This is a genomic window from Nesterenkonia suensis (assembly GCF_054782935.1).
This window is the reverse complement of the sequence record NZ_BAAGRN010000001.1, coordinates 1,220,258-1,239,683: the sequence shown is the minus strand read 5'-3', so window position 1 is coordinate 1,239,683 and position 19,426 is coordinate 1,220,258. Positions and strand designations below refer to the sequence as shown.

The window sequence follows — 19,426 nt, the reverse complement described above, 5'->3', positions numbered from 1 at the left end:
ATGGGCGACGCCGGTGCTCAGCAGGACGACTTCACCCTCGCCGGCGTGCCTGATGCGTTCCAGAGGCTCTGGAATCCGCATCGCATCGCCTACATGCAGCGCGGCCAGGACCAGGTCTCCGGCGTCGACGACTGTCCTTTCTGCGCCGGTCCGGCACGATCGGACGAGGAGTCGCTGATCGTCCACCGGGGCGACCACTGCTACGTGCTGCTCAATCTCTATCCGTACAATCCGGGCCATCTGCTGGTGTGCCCCTATCGGCATGTTCCGGATCTCACGGATCTCACCCTGAAGGAGTCGCAGGAGTTCATGCGCCTCTCCCAGGTTGCGATGGCGGCGCTGCGCGCCGTGGCCGCTCCCGAGGGGTTCAATCTGGGGCTGAACCAGGGCAAGGCCGGCGGCGCGGGCATCTCCGCGCATCTGCACCAGCATGTGGTGCCCCGCTGGGGTGGAGACGGCAACTTCCTGCCCATCATCGCGCAGACCAAGAACATGGCTCAGACGCTGGGAGAGACCCACCGGTTGCTGCACGCCGCCTGGGACGAGGCCGCCCGCAGGTTCACCGATGATCAGGCGGATGACACGACGGACAGCCCGAGCGTCGGGCGGCAGGATGCGACCCGGGGGGCCGAGTCCTGTGCGGGCGAGGGCGAGGCCTGATGCTCAATCGTTACGCACGCACCTTCTTCGCCGCCCTGTTCACCCCGATCGCCCGCCTGCTGATTCGGATGGGGGTCACTCCGAACGCCGTCACCGTCGTCGGGACCCTCGGAGTCAGCCTCGGCGCCCTGATCTTCTACCCCTTGGGTGAGCTGTTCTGGGGCACGGTCTTCATCACCCTGTTCGTCTTCTCCGACCTCATCGACGGGCTCATGGCCCGTTCCACCGGGAAGACCTCACCCCTGGGAGGTTTCCTGGATTCGACCCTGGACCGGGTCCAGGACGGGGCGGTGTTCCTCGGTCTGCTGGTCTGGTTCTTCACCGGCGGCGATCACCCGTGGATCGGAGTGGCGGCCGCGGCCTGCCTCCTGCTCGGGGGCCTGGTCTCCTACGTCCGGGCGAAGGCCGAGGCGCTGGGCTACACCGCCGACGTCGGCGTCGCCGAGCGGCCGGAGCGGATGGTGGCGACTCTGGTGTTCACCGGGTTCACCGGACTGGGGCTCCACCCGGGGGTGCTGCTGGGCGTGCTCACCCTGCTGGCCGCGGCCTCGGCGGTGACAGTGGGCCAGCGCATGGTCAGCGTCCGGCGTCAGGCCCATCGGCAGAGTCGGTGATCATGTGGGCGTGTCCATTCCCCGGGCGCGCAGCATCGGGGTGATGGACGGGTCGTGACCGACTGCCCGGCGGAAGGACTCCTGGATGTCACGGGTGTTTCCCCTGCTGAGCAGCTCGCGGCGGAAGCGCCGACCGGCCCGTGCCAGGGCCGGGGCATCTCCCATGGTTCCACGGAACCACTCGGCGGCGTCGGCGGCGAGCACCTCCGCCCACAGGTAGGAGTAATATCCCGCGGCGTATCCGGAACCGGCGAAGATGTGCTTGAAGCCGCCGGTGCTGTAGCGCGGCGGCACCAGGGGATGGTCGAGGCCCCAGGCAGCCAGAGCGTGCCGTTCGAAGGCCTCTGGATCGGTGGCCGCCGCCTCTGCCTGCTCGGCGCTCAGCGTGTGCCAGGCCAGGTCGAGCACGACGGCGGCGACGTGCTCGACCGTCTTCAGGCCTTGGCCCCACCACTGTGCGTCCCCGAGGTCGTGCGTCGGGGACTCTGCAGAAGCGGCGTCCGGGGGGTCGGCCTCCGGGGATTCGGCCTCGGCCCTCGGCCAGAGTTCGGCGAAGACTTCGTTGACCTGTGAGGGGAATTCGACGGCGTCCCGTGGTACGGCGGTGCCCGAGAGCTCGTCGAACTCGGTCTCGGCGAGCAGACCGTGCAGCGCGTGGCCGTACTCATGGAACAGCGTGCGCTGCTCGGCGCGGGTGACCCAGGCGGTCTCCCCGTCGGAGGGTCGTGCGATGTTCAGACAGACGATGACCACCGGTCGGGTGCCGGTCAGCCCGGAGGCCACGGAGAAGGAGTTCATCCAGGCTCCGCCGGCCTTCGTGGGGCGGCGGAAGAGGTCGAGCAGGACCATGCCTGTCACCGTGCCGTCGTCCTCGCGGGCTTCGAAACTACGCGCCCCCTCGACGAACGACGGCAGGTCAGCACGTTCGACCATCTGCAGCCCGTACACCTGACCGGCCGCAGAGAAGACCCGGGACAACGCCGTCTTCAGCGGCAGTGCGCCTTCAGCCGATCCTGCGGTGCCTTCGGTCCGGCAGCTCCGCGACCGAGCGACGCAGGCCATCCCGTAGCTGATGTCCCATGGGCGGAGCTCGTCGTCGATCTTTCCGGTGGTGCGCAGATGCTCCTCGACGGTCGTCAGCTCAGAGGCCAGGCGTCGCAGCCCGCCTTGGACCACGGGACGCAGCATCGCTTCGATGGCCTGACGGTCCGTGGCCGTGCGCAACGGCAGCACGGCGTCCAGGTGGTGACGGTGTCCCAGGATCTCGGCGCGTCGTGCGCGGAGCACGGCGATCTGCGCACCGATCTGCCGGGTCGTCCGGCCGTCCTCGCCGGGCCGCGTGCCGCGCGAGGTCGATGCCTCGTGGAGGCGCCGCCGAAGAGCCCGGTCCGGCAGCGAGGCCGACAGCGGCTGCTGGACAGGCATGGTCAGACCCAGCAGATGTCCGGTGTCGTGGCCGGCTTCGCGGGCCGCGGCGGCGGCCGCAGACCGGTCCTGCGGACTCATCGCGGAGACAGCGGCCGGGGCGGTCACCAGCACTGAGGCCTCGACCGCCTCCCGGCGTTGGAGCCGCTGGTAGGCGGCCTCCTCCTCGGCGAGACGGCGGTTGAGGCCTCGCAGCCGGGCCTGGGAGGCCTCGTCAAGGCCGGCGCCGGCGGTGCGGGCCTCGACGAGGAGCTGCTCGAGGAACCGGGCCTGTTCAGCGTTGAGCGTGGTGGCGCCGGAGTCCGCGCGGGCGGCCAGGGCCTGCAGGCGGCGATGCAGCCCGGGATGGAGCTGGATCCAGTCACGGTGAGCGGCCAGCTCCGGTGAGATCACCGCCTGGACCTGGTGGAGAGCCTCGGTACCGTCAGCGGAGAGCAGGCAGGAGAACGCTCGGCGGATGCGGCGCAGGCGCAGCCCGGCACGACCGATCGCCCGCAGCGTGTTGTCCACGTCCGCCGGGGTGTCGTCGGCGGTCACCTGTTCCAGGTCATGGCGTTGCTCGGCCATCGCGGCCCGGAAGGCAGGCAGCCAGTCCTCGTCGGTGATCATCCGCATGTCCGGATGCTGATGGTCCAGCAGGAAGCCCGCACCGAAGGGGTCCACAGCGGCCTCAGGCGAGATGGACGGCGCAGGATGGTCGGCGGTGGAGGCGGCCGAGGTCGAGTGAGTCATGGCGTCTGCTTTCCGAACGTGTCGACGGTAGGCTGATAGACAGACTACGCGTGGCATGTCGCCTCGACATGCGCTGCCCTGCATTCCTGGCAGGCGAGAACCCAGACGGACGAGAACCCTGACAGACGAGAACGGAGAACTATGGCCGGCCACTCCAAATGGGCCAACACCAAGCACCGCAAGGCGGCAGTGGACGCCAAGCGTGCCAAGATCAACGCCCGGTACATCAAGCAGATCGAGGTCGCCGCGCGCAACGGAGGCCCCGACCCGGCGGGCAACCCGGCCCTCGACCTCGCGGTCTCCAAGGCGAAGAAGAACTCGGTCCCCAATGACAACATCGACCGGGCCATCAAGCGCGGAGCAGGTCTGACCGGTGACGCCGTGGAGTATGAGGAGATCACCTATGAGGTGCGGGGGCCGCAGGGCTCAGCGCTGCTCGTCGAGTGCCTCACGGACAACCGCAACCGTGCGGCGTCCGAAGTGCGGGTGGCGGTGACCCGCTCCGGCGGGACAGTGGCGGACCCTGGAAGTGTGGCCTACATGTTCCAACGCAAGGGTGTGGTCACAGTTCCCAAGGAGGGGCTCACGGAGGACGACGTGCTGGCAGCGGTCCTGGAGGCCGGCGTCGAAGAGGTCATCGAACATGAGGACTCCTTCGAGGTGCAGTCCGAGCCCCAGGACCTGCAGGATGTGGTCACGGGACTGGAGGCCGCCGGCATCACCTATGACTCGGACGAGGTGGAGTTCGTCTCCGACGTCAAGGTCGATCTCGACCTGGACGCCGCCAAGAAGTTCCTCAAACTCCACGATGCGCTCGAGGATCTCGACGATGTGCAGAACGTCCACACCAACGCCGACCTCAGTGCGGAGACGCTGGCCGCGCTCGACGCCGAGAGCTGATCCGGGCCGGCGATGGCGGCATCGAGGCCCGTGGGCGGCACGGCCGGCGATTCCCGGGTGGCCCAGCGGATCATGGGGGTCGACCCGGGGCTGACGCGCTGCGGTTTCGCCATCGTGGAGATGCACCGGGACCGCACCGGCTCCTCGGTGCATGTGGAGGTCACCGGCACCCGGTCGGACCAGCACCTGGCGGAGCGGATCCTGCTGATCCAGCGCGCGGCCGAGCGACTGCTCGACGTCTACGCTCCTGACGTGCTGGCGATCGAGCGGGTCTTCGCCCAGAACAATGCGCCGACGGTGATCGGCACCGCGCAGGCCTCCGGGGTGGTGATCGCCGCCGCCGCTGCCCGGGGCATACCAGTGGCCTGGCACACGCCCTCCGAGGTCAAGGGCTCGGTCACTGACGATGGCTCTGCCGACAAGGCGGCGGTCGCACGCATGGTCCAGCGCATCCTCGGGCTGCCGGCCTTGCCGAAGCCCGTGGACGCCACAGACGCCTATGCGGTGGCGATCTGCCATGCGTGGCGTTCGGGCATCGGCACCCGGTATGACATGGCGGCAGGGACTCGGACCCATCAGGGGGCCCGGACAGCGCTGCAGAAGGCGGCGGAGACCCGCGGGACGGGTCTGACGGCGGCGCAGCGTGCGTGGCGGGACGCGGAGCGCCGGGCGGCCTCCAGTGGGCGATCCGGGCGCGTCGGGCCCTGAGATCGTCGACGGTCACGGTAGTCTTCTTCGAAGATGTGTACTAGTGGGGTGTCCTCGGGAGCACCAGGCGGCTGGATGGCACGACCGGGCGGTGATCCGGGACACCCCACGGTTCGGTCGGCACTGACCGGCAGGACCGCCTCCATGCGAGACAGGACAGGTGGACGATGATCTCTTCGATCCGGGGCGAGGTGCTCCACGTGGGACTGGATCATGCCGTCGTCGAAGTCTCCGGCTTCGGTCTGGAGGTCACGGCGACGCCGCAGACGCTGGGGGAGCTCCGTCTCGGCCAGGAGACCAGGCTGCAGACCTCGTTCGTGCCCCGGCAGGATGATGCACCGCTGCTCTTCGGATTCGCCGACGCGGGGGAGCGGGAGATCTTCACGACGTTGCTGGGCATCTCTGGTGTCGGGCCTCGGCTGGCCCTGGCCGTGTTGAGCGTGCACACTCCGACTGAGGTCCGTCAGGCGATCACCGACTCGGACACGGCAGCCTTCACGAAGGTCCCGGGAATCGGCAAGAAGACGGCCCAGCGGATCCTGCTGGAGCTTGCCGGCAAGCTCGTCATCGATCAGCCGGCGGCCCACCCTGCACCGCAGGCCCCCACCCGGGCTGAGGAGGTGCGCGCCCAGGTCCAGGATGCGCTGACGTCGCTGGGCTGGACGGAGAAGGACGCCCGCTCCGCGGTGGAGCAGGTCCTGAATGAGACCCCGGAGCTGGCCGAGGCGGAGGTCGCGGCTGTGCTGCGCCACACGCTGCGGATGCTCGGCTCGACCACCGCCGGGAGCGGCCGATGAGCACTGAGGATCCGCGCGAGCTGGTGGGGACAGCCCCTGCCGCCGAGGAGAAGGTCCTCGAGGCCGCTCTGCGCCCGAAGTCCCTGGAGGATTTCGTCGGACAGGCCACCGTCCGGGGGCAGCTGTCGCTGGTGCTGGAGTCCTCTCGGCTCCGAGGGGCCGCCGCGGACCATGTGCTCCTCTCTGGTCCACCCGGCCTGGGCAAGACCACTTTGGCGATGATCATCGCGGCAGAGATGAACGCCGCCCTGCGGATCACCTCTGGACCGGCCATCCAGCATGCCGGGGACCTCGCGGCCATCCTGTCCTCGCTCACCGAGGGTGAGGTGCTCTTCATCGACGAGATCCATCGGATGTCTCGTCCCGCGGAAGAGATGCTGTACATGGCGATGGAAGACTTCCGAGTCGACATCATCGTGGGCAAGGGCGCCGGGGCGACCTCCATTCCGCTGGAGCTGCCCGCGTTCACCCTGGTCGGAGCCACCACCCGGGCAGGCCTGCTGCCCGGACCGCTGCGGGACCGCTTCGGATTCACCGGGCAGCTGGAGTATTACTCCGCCGGCGAGTTGGAGCAGGTGCTGCGGCGCTCCGCGGGGATGCTGGACATCGAGGTCGACGACGAGGGCTTCGCCGAGATTGCGGGTCGCTCCCGAGGGACGCCGCGCATCGCCAATCGGCTGCTGCGTCGCGTCCGCGACTGGGCTCTGGTACACCAGGTCCCGGTCGTGGACCGTGACGCCGCAGGGCAGGCCCTGGACACCTATGAGGTCGATCGGCGAGGTCTCGACCGACTCGATCGGGGTGTGCTGCGGGCCCTGTGCACCAAGTTCCGGGGAGGTCCGGTCGGGCTGTCCACCTTGGCCATCCTGGTGGGGGAGGAGACCGAGACGGTGGAGACGGTCGCGGAACCGTATCTGGTGCGGGAGGGGCTTCTGGCCCGCACCCCTCGGGGGCGGATCGCCACCGATGAGGCCTGGCGCCACCTCGGTCTGGAGCCTCCGGACTCCGCCGGCAGCAGTCCCCGCTCCGACGGCGCGGCGGAACCGACCGCTCGGCAGGGGGACAGCTGATAGTCTGTCCGGTTGAACGGCACCGTTCGGTCCGCAGCCCCTGTGGTGTGGTCCCGTGCCGTGACCTGCCCTCCGAGAGAACAGATTGGCCCCACCGGTGAACGAACCTCGAAACCTCGCAATGCACCAGGCAGCCGTGGCGGATGGAGGTGTCCTCTGATGGACCCCTTTCTGCTGATCATGGTCGCCATCCTCGCGCTCTTCATGGTGATGACTTTCCGGCGTGGGAAGAAGATGCGCGATGCGCAGTCCGCCGCCATCAGCGGCGCTGTCCCGGGTGCTGAGGTGGTCACCGCAGGCGGTGTCGTCGGCACCGTGGTGACCCGTGACGAGGAGCGCCAGCGCGTCACCCTCGAGTTCTCCGGCGGTGACCGTGTCGACTTCCAGCTGCCGGCGGTCCAGCACGTGGTGACGCCGGCGACCTCCCCCGAGGACCCGGCTGAGGCCCCGGCTCAGGACGCCGCAGAGGGCTCCTCCGAGGAGCCCACAGAGCGCGAGGACCGCTAACCCGAGCACCCCTGCACAGCCCGCCACCTGACCGGTGCGCGGGCTGTGCCGTCTGAGAGCATCGGCAGCGCGACCGCGCGCCGGGGCTCGAGACATCCGACGAGCGGAAGGTTGACCAGAGCCTGATGGCGACAAGCACACCGGTGTCCCGCGCACGAGCGGCACTGATCGGACTGTTGGTGCTCATCCTCGGGATGGGCGGACTGCTGGCCTACGGAGTGTCCCAGGACCGTGCCCAGTTGGCCCCCCTGCTGGCGCTCGACCTCTCCGGCGGCACACAGATGGTGCTCTCACCGCATGTCGACGGAGACGAGCAGCTGGATGACGAACAGCTGGAGCAGGCCGTGGAGATCATCCGCCAGCGTGTCGACGGCTCGGGAGTTGCCGAGGCTGAGATCGCCACCCAGGGAGCGGAGAACGTGGTCGTCGGCATGCCGGGGAGTCCGGATGCGGAGACCCGTGAACTCATCCAGGCCTCGGCGAACATGGAGTTCCGGCCGGTGCTGCAGGCGGAGATGGATCCCACCTACGTCGATCAGCTGATCGAGGACGAGCTCGCGGAGGAGGGGCTCTCGGAGGAGGAGGCCGAGGAGCTCCGGGCGGAGGCTGAGGCCCAGGAGGAGGACTCCGCCGACGATCTCGCGGCGCCCGAGGACTTCCAGGAGCCGACCGCTGAGCCGGAGAACCCCTCAGACCTGAACTGGATCACCCCCGAGGTCGCCGCTGACTTCGCCAACTTCCGCTGCACCCGTGAGGTGAGCATCGAGGAGCGGGAAGCCGCGGATCCGGACCAGCCGTTGGTCACCTGTGAGCCCGACACGGGGATGAAGTACCTGCTGGGCCCGGTCGAAGTGCCCGGAACTCATCTCTCCGACGCCAGCTTCGGCATGGAGCAGACGCAGACCGGCAATCAGACCGGCCGCTGGGTGGTCAACCTGACGCTGGACCGTGAGGGCACCGAGGAGTTCCGCGAGTCCTCCACGCGCCTCTTCGGCCTCGAGGGCGTCCGCAACCAGTTCGCCATCGTGATGGACAACCGGGTGATCTCGGCGCCCCGGATGAATGCTCCCATCTCGGACGGTCGGGCGGAGATCTCCGGCAACTTCACGGAGGACGAGGCGCGGAACCTGTCCGAGCAGCTGCGCTATGGGTCACTGCCGGTGACCTTCGAGATCCAGTCCGAGGAGCAGATCTCTGCGACCCTCGGTGAGGACCAGCTGCGCATGGGCCTGCTGGCCGGCATCATCGGACTCGTCCTGGTGGCTGGCTATGCGCTGTTCCAGTACCGGGCGCTGGGGCTGGTGACGATCTCCTCGTTGGCCGTGGTGGGGCTGCTCACCTGGTGGGCTATCGCGTTGCTCGGCTGGTCCGACGGGTATCGCCTGTCGCTGGCCGGGATCGCGGGGCTGATCGTCTCGATCGGTCTCACCGCAGACTCGTTCATCGTCTACTTCGAACGTGTCAAGGACGAGCTCCGCGAAGGCAGGTCGCTGGCCGGTGCGGTGGAGGCCGGATGGGCCCGGGCCCGGCGCACCATCCTGGCCTCCAAGGCGGTGAACGTGATCGCCGCGGTGGTGCTCTACATGGTCGCTGTGGGCAATGTGCGGGGCTTCGCCTTCACCCTGGGGCTGACCGCGATCCTGGACGTGATCCTGGTCTTCCTCTTCACCCACCCGGTGATGCAGCTGCTGGCCCGGCGCACGTTCTTCGCCGCCGGTCGGAAGTTCTCCGGGCTCTCCGCCGCCGAGCTGGGGGTGGACGTGCTCTATCGGGGGGCGGGACGATTCGCTCGACAGGAGCTGTCCTCCAGCGATGGCGGACCGACCGGCGCCGTATCCCCTGCGGAGGCGGCCGGGGACACCGAGACGGTGCCCCGGGCCTCCTCGGAGCCTCCGCAGGCGACAGGGCAGAGGTCAGGGCAGGGGCCAGGGCAGGCGACGTCCTCCACCGTGTCGTCCGGCCAGGACGCGGAATCCTCCCAGCAGAGGGACCGAACGGCCGCCGCCACGCAGCTCCAGGATCCGGCTGAGGCGCCTGATGACGAGGACGCCGCCGATCTGGCCTCCATGACCATCGCCGAACGGCGTCGAGCCCGTTCCCGACGAGCCCGCCGGTCCGCACGCGGCGAGGAGGCCGACAGTGCCTCCCCGTCGACCCCCGAGAATGATGAGGAGGCCCGCTGATGGCAGCAGGTGTCGCCAAGGCCGGCAACCAGCTCTACACCGGTGAGCGGGCCTACCCGTTCATCCAGAAGTCCAACCTGTGGTTCATCCTGGCGGCCCTGGCCGTGCTGATCTCCATCGCCATCCCCTTCGTGCGGGGAGGGTTCAACCTCGGCATCGAGTTCACCGGTGGTTCCCAGTTCACGATCTCCCAGACGGAGGAGACCGACATCGCCATCGGTGAGGAGGCCGTCGCCGAGTTCTCCACGCAGGAGGCGACGGTCACCAACATCGCGGCCAACACCGTCCGGGTGCAGACCGAGCAGCTCACCGATGACGAGACCCTTCAGGTCGCCGAGGCCTTGCAGGAGGGCTATGGAGTCAGCGCGGATCAGGTGACCTCGACCTTCATCGGGCCCACCTGGGGCGAGCAGGTCTCCGAACAGATGATGCTCGGACTGATCATCTTCATCATCCTGGTGGCGCTCTACATGGCCGTCTATTTCCGGACGTGGAAGATGTCGCTGGCGGCGATCCTCGGCCTGGGCTTCGTGGTGATCACCACCGCGGGGATCTACTCGGCCTCTGGCTTCGAGGTCACCCCCAGCGCGATCATCGGGTTCCTGACCATCCTGTCCTACGCCCTCTACGACACGATGGTGGTCTTCGACAAGATCCGTGAGAACGTGCAGTCCCTGACGCAGCAGAAGGACCAGACCTTCACCGAGCGGGTCAATCTCGCGGTGAACCAGACGCTGGTCCGGTCGCTGAACACCTCGGTCGTCGGGATCCTGCCGGTGGGCTCGATCCTGTTCATCGGCGCCTGGCTGCTGGGAGCCGGGACTTTGCGGGACATCTCCCTGGCACTGTTCGTCGGGGTCATCGTGGGCACCTTGGCCACGATCTTCGTCCAGGCTCCGCTCTATGCGCGCATGCGCCGTCATGACGCCGACATCGTCGCCCACACCGCGGAGGTCCTGGGCCTGCGCGAGGAGCGGGGAGTCGACACTGTCACCTACTCGGGCACTCCGCTGGACGATGCGGGCCGGCCGGTGGCGTTCCCCCCGTTGCCGGAGCCTGAGCCGGAGGAGGACGAGTTCGAGGAGGAGGCCTACGAGGTCATCATCACCGGGCTGGAGCCGCAGGGCCCCGGGCTCGACGATGACGGTGACCCCTCCGGCGACGACCTGCGACGCTGACATGGCGGCGCCGGGGGTACAATGGCCGACACAGTGACTCATGATGTCGTCTCCGAGAGCAGGTTCTAGGTGGTGAACGACGAGGGCTCCGGCCGGGCCCAGTCCGATTCCGCGACGTCGGTGACGGCGGCCAGCCCGCCCGCCCCCGCCGCGGTCCGACGAGCGCGCGCCGTCGGGGTCGTGGACAAAGCCTCGTCACCGCTGCTGGAGCCGTTGCTGCGCGCGATGCGCGCCAACGGCGGGCAGCAGGACCTGCCGCTGATCCAACGGGCCTTCGAAGCGGCGAACCACCACCACCGTCATCAGAAGCGCAAGAGCGGCGACCCCTACATCACCCATCCGGTGGCGGTGGCGACGATCCTCGCGGAGCTGGGACTGACCGGATCCACGCTGGCCGCGGCCCTGCTCCATGACACCGTGGAGGACACGGAGTACAGCCTCGACCAGCTCACCGTCGACTTCGGCCAGGAGATCGCTCTGTTGGTGGACGGGGTGACCAAGCTCGACAAGCTGAAGTTTGGTGACGCCGCCCAGGCCGAGACGGTCCGCAAGATGGTCCTGGCCATGGCCAAGGACATCCGCGTGCTGATGATCAAGCTTGCCGATCGCCTCCACAACGCACGCACGTGGCGCTATGTCCCGGCGGAGTCCAGCGCCCGGAAGGCCAAGGAGACCCTGGAGATCTTCTCCCCGCTGGCGCACCGGCTGGGGATGAACACGATCAAGTGGGAGCTGGAGGACCTGTCCTTCGCGGCCCTGTATCCCAAGGTCTATGAGGAGATCGTGCGACTGGTGGGGGACCGGACCCCGCAGCGGGAGAAGTTCCTCTCCGAAGTCCGGGAGACCATCGCCGACGATCTCAATGAAGCCAGCATCGCGGCGACCATCACCGGCCGCCCCAAGCACTACTACTCGATCTACCAGAAGATGATCGTCCGGGGGAAGGACTTCGACGACATCCACGACCTCATGGGTGTGCGGGTCCTGGTGGACACGGTCAGGGACTGCTATGGCGCCCTGGGTGCACTGCATGCGCGCTGGAACCCCCTGCCGGGGCGGTTCAAGGACTACATCGCGATGCCGAAGTTCAACATGTACCAGTCGCTGCACACCACGGTGATCGGTCCCCAGGGAAAGCCCGTGGAGATTCAGATCCGGACCTACGAGATGCACCGCCGGGCTGAGTACGGCGTCGCGGCTCACTGGAAGTACAAGCAGAAGTCCTCCGGAGCCCCCGCAGCGGAGGGGACCCAGGCCGCGGCCGAAGGCGCGGAGCGCACTCCGGAGGTCGCCACCCAGCAGAGTCAGACGACCGCGGACATCGGCTGGCTGAGGTCTCTGGTCGACTGGCAGTCCGAGACGAAGGACCCGGACGAGTTCCTGGAGTCGTTGCGCTATGAGATCAACGCCAAGGAAGTGTTCGTCTACACCCCCAAGGGGGAGGTGATGGCGCTTCCCGCCGGGGCGACACCGGTGGACTTCGCCTATGCGATCCACACCGACGTCGGGCACAAGACCATCGGCGCCCGAGTCAACGGGAAGCTCGTCCCGTTGAACTCCGAGCTCCAGCACGGCGACTGGGTGGAGATCTTCACCTCCAAGGCCGAAGGGGCTGGTCCCAGCAGCGATTGGCAGCAGTTCGTCAAGAGCGCCCGCGCCCGGAACAAGATCCGCCAGTGGTTCTCCAAGGAACGCCGTGAGGAGTCCATCGAGCGCGGCAAGGATGAACTCACCAAGGCTATCCGGAAGTCGAATCTGCAGCTGCAGAAGGTGATGAACCCGGATGTGCTGGCCGAAGTCGCCCGTCAGCTGCACTACCCGGACATCTCCGGGCTCTATGCCGGGGTGGGGGACAACCACGTCTCCACGCAGAACGTCATCGAGCATCTCTCCGCACTCTTCGAGCCTGAGGAGGAAGAGTCCGAGGAGCATGACACCACTCCGATCACCACCCCGGTGATTCCGGCGAACCAGTACTCCGACGCCGGAGTGGTCATCAAGGGGGCCGGCAATGTGCTGGCGAAGCTGGCGCGGTGTTGCACTCCGGTGCCCCCGGACGAGATCGAGGGCTTCGTCACGCGGGGCCAGGGGGTCTCGGTGCACCGCGCCGACTGCCGAAACGTCCAGCAGCTGCGTGAGCAGCCCGGACGGCTGGTCGACGTCGAATGGGCTCCGACGAAGAGCTCCGTGTTCCTGGTGGAGATCCAGGTGGAGGCATTGGACCGCAAGTCTTTGCTCTCCGATGTCACACGGGTGCTGGCCGAATCGCAGGTGAACATCCTCTCCGCGAGCGTGCAGACCTCACGGGACCGGGTCGCGATCTCCCGTTTCTCCTTCGAGATGGGAGACCCGCGCTATCTGAACCATGTGCTGAACTCGGTCCGTCGCATCGACGGCGTCTATGACGTCTACCGCACTGTGGGGCGGCGGCGAGACGCACACTGATCGATGAGACGCCGGATCCGGTCCAGACGGTCGGGATCGTGGCGCTGTCGCTGGACCCGTTCCAGCACCAGGGCCGTCAGCATCCCGGTGTCGACCTCGTGGCTCCGTGCCTCCAACAGGTCCGCCAGCAGCCACCACCGCCGGAGCCAGGCCGGGTCAGGAGCCTCGGCGGCAGAGACTGCCTCCGGGCGCCGGGCGTGCACGGACTCCCACGCCAACAGGTCGAGAGACCGACGGCTGTCCGTGGCACCGACCCCGAGGAACAGGTCCGCCGCCGTCCGCGCCGCCGTGGTGACGGCGACGTCGGAGACGCGGCAGACCTCTCGGTCAGACAGCTCGATCTGGTGGACCTGCCAGGCCGGGGCTCCGGCCGCCCGTCCCCGGCGGAACACTGAGGAGATCAGGGTGAGTCGGGGCCCCGGGACACCGCCGAGCTGGATCCAGGCGGCCGACTCTCCGCAGAGCACGGAACCCTCGGCCACAGCTGCGGGCAGCAGCAGACGGGCGGCCCGCGCGCGCAGTGCAGGACCCGGACGTGACGTGGACGCAGCGTAGACATCGGCGATGACATGCCTCAGCGCCCCCTCGCAGGTCAGCGCCTGCAGCTCGGCGGAACTGAAGGGCGCACCCGCCCGATACAGATCAGGAGCAGGCCTCGCGTCCGCCGCCGTCCCGCCACCCCGGGGGCCGCGTGCTCCGAGCGCCGGGGAGGCGGCAGTCGGGCCGGTGGGACTCGGCCCGGTGGGAGACGGGCTGGTGGGAGACGGGCCCGGTCGCGTGGCAGGTGTGCTGGCAGTGGTGGTGCGCATGAGTCCAGACTGCCGCATCCCCACTGTGCCCGGCAGCCCACGTGAGCGATCTGTGGAGAACAGCACGGGTGTGGAGGAAGCACTCGCGTGAGCTGAAGCGGCCTCCGGGTGGCCGAGCTCAGCGCTGAGGCAGGACGGCTTCCCCCGGTTCGCGCGCCTGGGCGCGGCGGATCTCCAACGCCTGGGTGAGGATCTCCACCGCGGCGGCCTGATCGATGCGATCGCGCTGATCGCGGGCCTCCACGCCGGAGGCCCGCATCTTCTCGGCCGCTGAGACGGTGGAGAGCCTCTCATCGACCAGATGGACTGCCGTGGCGAGCTCGGCATCGGCCAGCTTCTGTGCGAGCAGCCCCGCATAGTCACGCGCCTTCTGCGTGGAGGCGGTGTCCGCTCCGGAGAGGGAGAGGGGCAGCCCCACATAGACGACCCGGGCCGCACGGTCACGGGCGATCTTCACCAGCATGCGGACGTCGGAACGTCGCTTCTGATCGCGCCGCAGAGTCATCACCGGCGTGGCCACCAGTGCATCGGGGTCCGAGGCCGCCAGGCCGACTCGCGCCTCACCGACGTCCACCGCCAGTCGGACGCCGGCCCGCGGTGCACTCCCGTGCGTCTGCTGCTCAGCCACGGGCGCGGTCACGGTCACGGACCGAGCGGACCACCCCATCCAGGGCCTCCGCCACACGGGAGACATCCTGACCGCCGCCCTGCGCGACGTCAGGCTTGCCGCCGCCTCCTCCGCCGAGCACGCCGCAGGCCTCCTTGACGAGGCTTCCCGCCTGGACGCCCTCGTCCCGGGCTGCCTCGGTGGTGGCCACTACGATCAGCGGCCGTCCCTTGGACTCACCCGCCACGGCGACGACGGCGGCGCGCGCACCGAAGCGCTGGCGCAGGTCCACGGCCAGCGCGCGCAGGTCGTCGCCGCCGGCGACAGTGCCGGCGTCGTGAGCCAGCACATCCACCCCATCAGCATCGACGGCCTGCTTCACCAGCTCACCGGCCTGGGCGCGGAGCCGTTCCGCGCGGAGCCGCTCCAGCTCCCGCTCGGTCTCCTTCAGCTTCTGCAATGTGCTCGAGATCCGGTCCGGCACCTGGTCCGCCGGCACCTTCAACATCTCGGTGAGCTGATTGACCAGAGTGCGCTCGGCCGCGAAGTGTTGGAAGGCGTCGAGACCGACCAGCGCTTCGACGCGACGGTTCCCCGATCCGACTGAGGCTTCGCTCAGCAGGGCCAGCGTGCCGATCTCCGCAGTGGTGGCGACGTGGGTTCCGCCGCACAGCTCCCGGGACCAGGCACCGTTCATCTCGACCACGCGGACCTGTTCGCTGTACTTCTCCCCGAAGAGCATCATCGCTCCCATGGCCTTCGCATCGTCCAACGACATCACCTGGGTGCTGACCTCATAGTTGTCCCGGATGGCGAGGTTGGCAGCCTCCTCCAGCTCCTGTCGCGCGGACTGGCTGAGGGCGTCCTCAGCGGTGAAGTCGAACCGCAGATAACCCTCCTTGTTGAAGGAGCCTGCCTGCACTGTTTCCGGGCCGAGCACATCGTGGAGTGCGGCATGGATGATGTGGGTGGCGGAGTGGGCCTTCTGCGCGTCGAGTCGCCGCCGCAGGTCGATCGCACCCAGAGCCTCCACACCGGCAGGGACCTCACCGTGGACCACGCGGGCGCGATGCACGGCCAGGCCGCTGATCGGAGACTGGACATCGACGACCTCGAGCTCGAAGCCGTCGCCGGAGATGCGGCCCGTGTCGGCGGCCTGGCCCCCCGCCTCGGCGTAGAACGGGGTGGCGTCGAGGACGATCTCCACCTCCTGGCCTGCCGCAGCCCGGTCGGCGGTCTGGCCGTCAACCAGCAGCCCGCGGATGGTCGACTCTGTGGTGTGCTCCGTGTAGCCGGTGAAATGAGTGGGGCGCTCACCGCGCAGCTGCGAGTACACCTCGGTGTCGGCATGGCCCGACTTCTTCCCCTTGGCGTCCGCACGTGCCCGCTCGCGCTGCTCGGTCATCAGTTCACGGAAGCGGTCCTGGTCCACCGAGACCCCGGCCTCTGCGGCCATCTCCAATGTCAGGTCGATGGGGAAGCCGTAGGTGTCGTGCAGCGCGAAGGCGTCGGCGCCGGAGACCGGGCGGTCAGAGCTCCTGGCGGTGGACACCGCGGCCTGCAGCTTGGCGGTCCCGGCCGAGATCGTCCGCAGGAAGGCCTGCTCCTCCTTCACCGCGACCTGGTGGATCGCCTCGTAGTCCTCAGCGACCTCCGGGTAGACGCCCTTCATCGCGTCACGGGAGACGGTGAACAGCTCACCCAGCACCGGCTCTTCGACGCCCATCAGACGCATGGCCAGGATGACCCGGCGGATCAGCCGGCGCAGCACGAAGCCGCCGCCCTCGTTGGACGGTCGCACCCCGTCGGAGATCAGCATCAGCGAGCTGCGGACGTGGTCAGCGATCATGCGCAGGCGCACATCGGTGGCGTGGTTGGGGTCCGACGGGTCCTCAGTGGAGGTGTAGATGACTCCGGCGAGCTCGGCGGCGCGATCGAGGACGGGGCGGACCTGGTCCGTCTCGTACATGTTCTCGACGCCCTGGAGGACCATGGCGAGCCGTTCGAGCCCCAGACCGGTGTCGATGTTCTTGTTCTGCAGCGGGCCGGCGACCTCGAACTCGGTCTTCGAATGCACCTGGGAGAGCCGATCCTGCATGAAGACGAGGTTCCACAGCTCGATGAATCGGGTCTCGTCCACTGCCGGGCCGCCGTCGGCGCCGTAGGCAGGGCCGCGGTCGTAGTAGATCTCGGAGCACGGACCGCCCGGACCCGGCTGCCCGGTGTTCCAGTAGTTGTCAGCGGGCCCGGTGCCCACCACGCGCTCGTGCGGCACGCCGACGACGTCCTCCCAGATCCGGCGGGCCTCGTCGTCACGGTCGTCGCCGTCTTCGTAGACGGTGATCCAGAGGCGCTCGGGGTCCAGTCCGAAGCCGCGGATCCCGGTCTCCGGGTGGCCGTCGACAGGGCTGGTCAGCAGCTCCCAGGCCATGGGGATGGCCTTCTCCTTGAAATAGTCGCCGAAGGAGAAGTTGCCGCACATCTGGAAGAAGGTCCCGTGGCGCGCCGTCTTGCCGACCTCCTCGATGTCAGCGGTGCGGATGCACTTCTGAACAGAGACGGCTCGATCGTAGGGAGGCTTCTCCGTGCCGAGGAAGTAGGGGATGAAAGGCACCATGCCGGCGATGGTGAACAGCACGGAGGGATCCGGCGAGATGAGGGACGCCGAGGGGACACGCTCATGGCCCTTCGCGGCGAAGTAGTCGTACCACGTGCGAGTGATGTCCTCGGTCTTCATGGGATTCTGCGGTCCTCCTGCTGACGAATCGGTCTGCGGGCGTCCACGACGCCGGAACAAGTCTAGAGGTTCTGCTGGGCGTGGACAGCCCGCACGCACAGACGCAGAGCCCGCCGCGACTCCTTCGGTGAAGAGGACGTCGCGGCGGGCTCTGCGGTTCAGGACCCGGAGGTCCTGTGATGCTCGCCGATGATCAGCGGGCGTAGTACTCGACGACGAGCTGCTCTTCGCAGGTGACCGGAACCTCTTCGCGCTTCGGGGCGCGAGACAGGGTCGCCTGGAGCTTGTCGATCTCGACCGACAGGTATCCCGGAACGGTCGGCAGCACGTCCTGGTGGGCGCCGGAAGCGGCGACCTGGAACGGCTCGAACTTCTCGGACCGCTCGTGGACCTGGATGACCTGACCGGGCTTCACGCGGAAGGACGGGCGGTCCACGCGCTTGCCGTTGACGGTGATGTGGCGGTGGACCACGAACTGCCGGGCCTGGGCGATGGTGCGGGCGAAGCCGGCACGCAGGACCAGTGAGTCCAGACGGGACTCGAGGAGCTCGATGAGGATCTCACCGGTCAGCCCGTCGCGGCGCTTGGCCTCCTCGAAGTAGCGCACCATCTGCGCCTCGCGAATGCCGTACTGCGCCCGCAGACGCTGCTTCTCACGCAGACGCACCGCGTAGTCGGAGTCGGTCTTTCGCCGGGTCCGACCGTGCTGGCCGGGGCCGTAGGGGCGACGGTCCAGATACTTCTGGGCCTTCGGGGTCAGCGCGATGCCAAGGGCACGCGAGGCCTTCACGGTGCGGCGACCGCGCAGGGGGGTGGTGGGCATGGGTGTGCCTTTCTCTTGTATCGGCAGATCACTGTTTATCCGCCGTCCGCGGCACTGCGGCCGGATGCTGGGCACCTGGTCGAAGAACGGACGGTCACCTGGCCTCCGCGATCCCGAAGCGGAGAGCGCGAGCTGCCGAATGCTCGCTCACTGCGGCGTCGTCCGCACGCTCAGCGCAGCACTCCGGAATCTCCGAGAAGACCTGAGGGGCCGAGGTGCAGGATCTCCGTGAGGCATCCCACACAGGGTGGGAAGCTGGACGGCGCCTGCCAGACAGCAGATCACTCTACCACGCGACGGGGCCCGTCATGGACCTGGATGGTCCGTGACGGGCCCCGTCCGGGGGTGGAGCGTCAGACGTCTCAGCCGCGCATCGCCTTCCGGTCCGGGCGGACGCGGTAGGGGTCGACACCCTTGGGGATGGGGGGCCGCGAGATCGGCAGAGCGGCGAGTCGCTTCTCCAGAGCACTGACCTCATGCTTGGTCAGCGCCTTGTCGAGCTTCTTCAGATGCTTGGTGAGCTTGGACAGCGGCACCTGGCCCTCACCATTGCCGGTCTCCACCACGTGGATCGGCACACCGGTGTCACGAAGGATGGGGCTGAAGCGCTTGCGAGTCTTGGGGACCATCTTCCGCACCGGCCCGGCCGGTCCGTCGGTGACCAGGATGAGGCCCGGGCGCCCGACCACGCGGAAGATCGCGGCCTGGGTCTTCGGATCCATCGCCACCGGCTCCTCGACGACGATCCACCCCCTGCGCAGAGTGCCCAAGGCCGCCGCGGCGGCGCCGGGGCGACCTTCGATCCGGGCGAACGCGGCCTTCTCGGCTCGGCGGTTCATCAGAATCATCGCCGCCAGCAGGCCCATGGGAAGACCGAAGAGGATGCCGGTCACCCAGTTGAGCAGCAGGCCGACGAGGACCGCAGAGACCCCGAACGTGACCAGGAACGCCAGAGCCATCCACCAGGCGATGTTGGGATCGTGCGCCCGGGTCATGGTGAAGACCTGTTTGATGCGGGAGATGAAGCCCTCCTTCTTGGAGGACTTCTTCCGTGCCTTGCGCTCCTGCTTCTCAGCCTTCTGCTGGGCCTTGAGCTTCTTGAGCTCGGTCTTCGCCTCTGCCTTCGACGAGACCTGTGGGGTGGGGGAGTCAGCTGGTGCCATAGTGGCACCAGTCTACCGTGTCGGGGAATGCCGACGGACCCCGGCGTGCCCGGGTCCGCCCCGACTGG

The 19,426-nt window shown here is 68.3% G+C and carries 16 protein-coding genes; 10 read left to right on the top strand and 6 right to left on the bottom strand.

Annotation, left to right across the window (positions count from 1 at the left end; translation table 11 throughout):
• Positions 1-660, top strand: coding sequence for an HIT family protein (locus ACYVKI_RS05400; protein ID WP_460689415.1), 660 nt, complete (start codon positions 1-3; stop codon positions 658-660).
• Positions 660-1,274 carry a phosphatidylinositol phosphate synthase gene (pgsA, locus tag ACYVKI_RS05395; protein ID WP_460689280.1) on the top strand — a complete coding sequence of 205 codons (615 nt, stop codon included), beginning with the start codon at positions 660-662 and terminating at the stop codon, positions 1,272-1,274. Before ACYVKI_RS05400 ends, pgsA begins: the two co-directional genes overlap by 1 nt.
• On the opposite strand, the gene ACYVKI_RS05390 is transcribed toward pgsA, so the two are convergent.
• The gene (locus ACYVKI_RS05390; RefSeq protein ID WP_460689279.1) at positions 1,275-3,431 is read right to left on the bottom strand and encodes a M3 family metallopeptidase; all 2,157 of its coding nucleotides are present in this window, start codon (positions 3,429-3,431) and stop codon (positions 1,275-1,277) included.
• A 141-nt stretch (positions 3,432-3,572) separates the two neighbouring features.
• Here ACYVKI_RS05390 and ACYVKI_RS05385 point away from each other — a divergent pair, with 141 nt between their 5' ends.
• The 8 genes from ACYVKI_RS05385 (at position 3,573) to ACYVKI_RS05350 (ending at position 13,219) form a co-directional block, all read left to right on the top strand.
• The gene (locus ACYVKI_RS05385; protein WP_460689278.1) at positions 3,573-4,331 is read left to right on the top strand and encodes a YebC/PmpR family DNA-binding transcriptional regulator; all 759 of its coding nucleotides are present in this window, start codon (positions 3,573-3,575) and stop codon (positions 4,329-4,331) included.
• 12 nt (positions 4,332-4,343) lie between these two features.
• Positions 4,344-5,039 (top strand): crossover junction endodeoxyribonuclease RuvC, encoded by a 696-nt coding sequence (ruvC, locus tag ACYVKI_RS05380; protein WP_460689277.1) that lies wholly within the window; start codon positions 4,344-4,346, stop codon positions 5,037-5,039.
• Between the two features lie 167 nt (positions 5,040-5,206).
• Complete coding sequence (ruvA, locus tag ACYVKI_RS05375) at positions 5,207-5,836, top strand: Holliday junction branch migration protein RuvA (protein WP_460689276.1); 630 nt, start codon at positions 5,207-5,209, stop codon at positions 5,834-5,836.
• Positions 5,833-6,906 carry a Holliday junction branch migration DNA helicase RuvB gene (gene ruvB, locus ACYVKI_RS05370; protein ID WP_460689275.1) on the top strand — a complete coding sequence of 358 codons (1,074 nt, stop codon included), beginning with the start codon at positions 5,833-5,835 and terminating at the stop codon, positions 6,904-6,906. Before ruvA ends, ruvB begins: the two co-directional genes overlap by 4 nt.
• Positions 6,907-7,065: 159 nt before the next feature.
• Positions 7,066-7,413 (top strand): preprotein translocase subunit YajC, encoded by a 348-nt coding sequence (locus ACYVKI_RS05365; RefSeq protein ID WP_460689274.1) that lies wholly within the window; start codon positions 7,066-7,068, stop codon positions 7,411-7,413.
• Positions 7,414-7,538: 125 nt separating this feature from the next.
• The gene (secD, locus tag ACYVKI_RS05360) at positions 7,539-9,596 is read left to right on the top strand and encodes a protein translocase subunit SecD (protein ID WP_460689273.1); all 2,058 of its coding nucleotides are present in this window, start codon (positions 7,539-7,541) and stop codon (positions 9,594-9,596) included.
• Entirely contained in the window at positions 9,596-10,774 is a 1,179-nt protein-coding gene (gene secF, locus ACYVKI_RS05355; RefSeq protein ID WP_460689272.1) for a protein translocase subunit SecF, read from the top strand. Before secD ends, secF begins: the two co-directional genes overlap by 1 nt.
• A 225-nt stretch (positions 10,775-10,999) precedes the next feature.
• Complete coding sequence (locus ACYVKI_RS05350) at positions 11,000-13,219, top strand: RelA/SpoT family protein (RefSeq protein WP_460689414.1); 2,220 nt, start codon at positions 11,000-11,002, stop codon at positions 13,217-13,219.
• Here ACYVKI_RS05350 and ACYVKI_RS05345 read toward each other — a convergent pair.
• The 5 genes from ACYVKI_RS05345 to ACYVKI_RS05325 form a co-directional block, all read right to left on the bottom strand.
• A complete protein-coding gene (locus tag ACYVKI_RS05345; RefSeq protein WP_460689271.1) occupies positions 13,183-14,028 on the bottom strand; it encodes a hypothetical protein in 846 nt (281 codons plus the stop codon). The genes ACYVKI_RS05350 and ACYVKI_RS05345 overlap by 37 nt on opposite strands.
• Positions 14,029-14,146: 118 nt before the next feature.
• On the bottom strand, positions 14,147-14,674 hold the full coding sequence (ruvX, locus tag ACYVKI_RS05340) for a Holliday junction resolvase RuvX (protein ID WP_460689270.1): 528 nt from the start codon (positions 14,672-14,674) through the stop codon (positions 14,147-14,149).
• Entirely contained in the window at positions 14,649-17,372 is a 2,724-nt protein-coding gene (gene alaS, locus ACYVKI_RS05335) for an alanine--tRNA ligase (RefSeq protein ID WP_460689269.1), read from the bottom strand. Before alaS ends, ruvX begins: the two co-directional genes overlap by 26 nt.
• A gap of 193 nt (positions 17,373-17,565) precedes the next feature.
• On the bottom strand, positions 17,566-18,195 hold the full coding sequence (gene rpsD / locus ACYVKI_RS05330; protein WP_460689268.1) for a 30S ribosomal protein S4: 630 nt from the start codon (positions 18,193-18,195) through the stop codon (positions 17,566-17,568).
• 362 nt (positions 18,196-18,557) lie between these two features.
• Positions 18,558-19,358: a DUF4191 domain-containing protein gene (locus ACYVKI_RS05325; protein WP_460689267.1), complete on the bottom strand. Its 801-nt coding sequence runs from the start codon at positions 19,356-19,358 to the stop codon at positions 18,558-18,560.
• Positions 19,359-19,426: the final 68 nt, after the last annotated feature.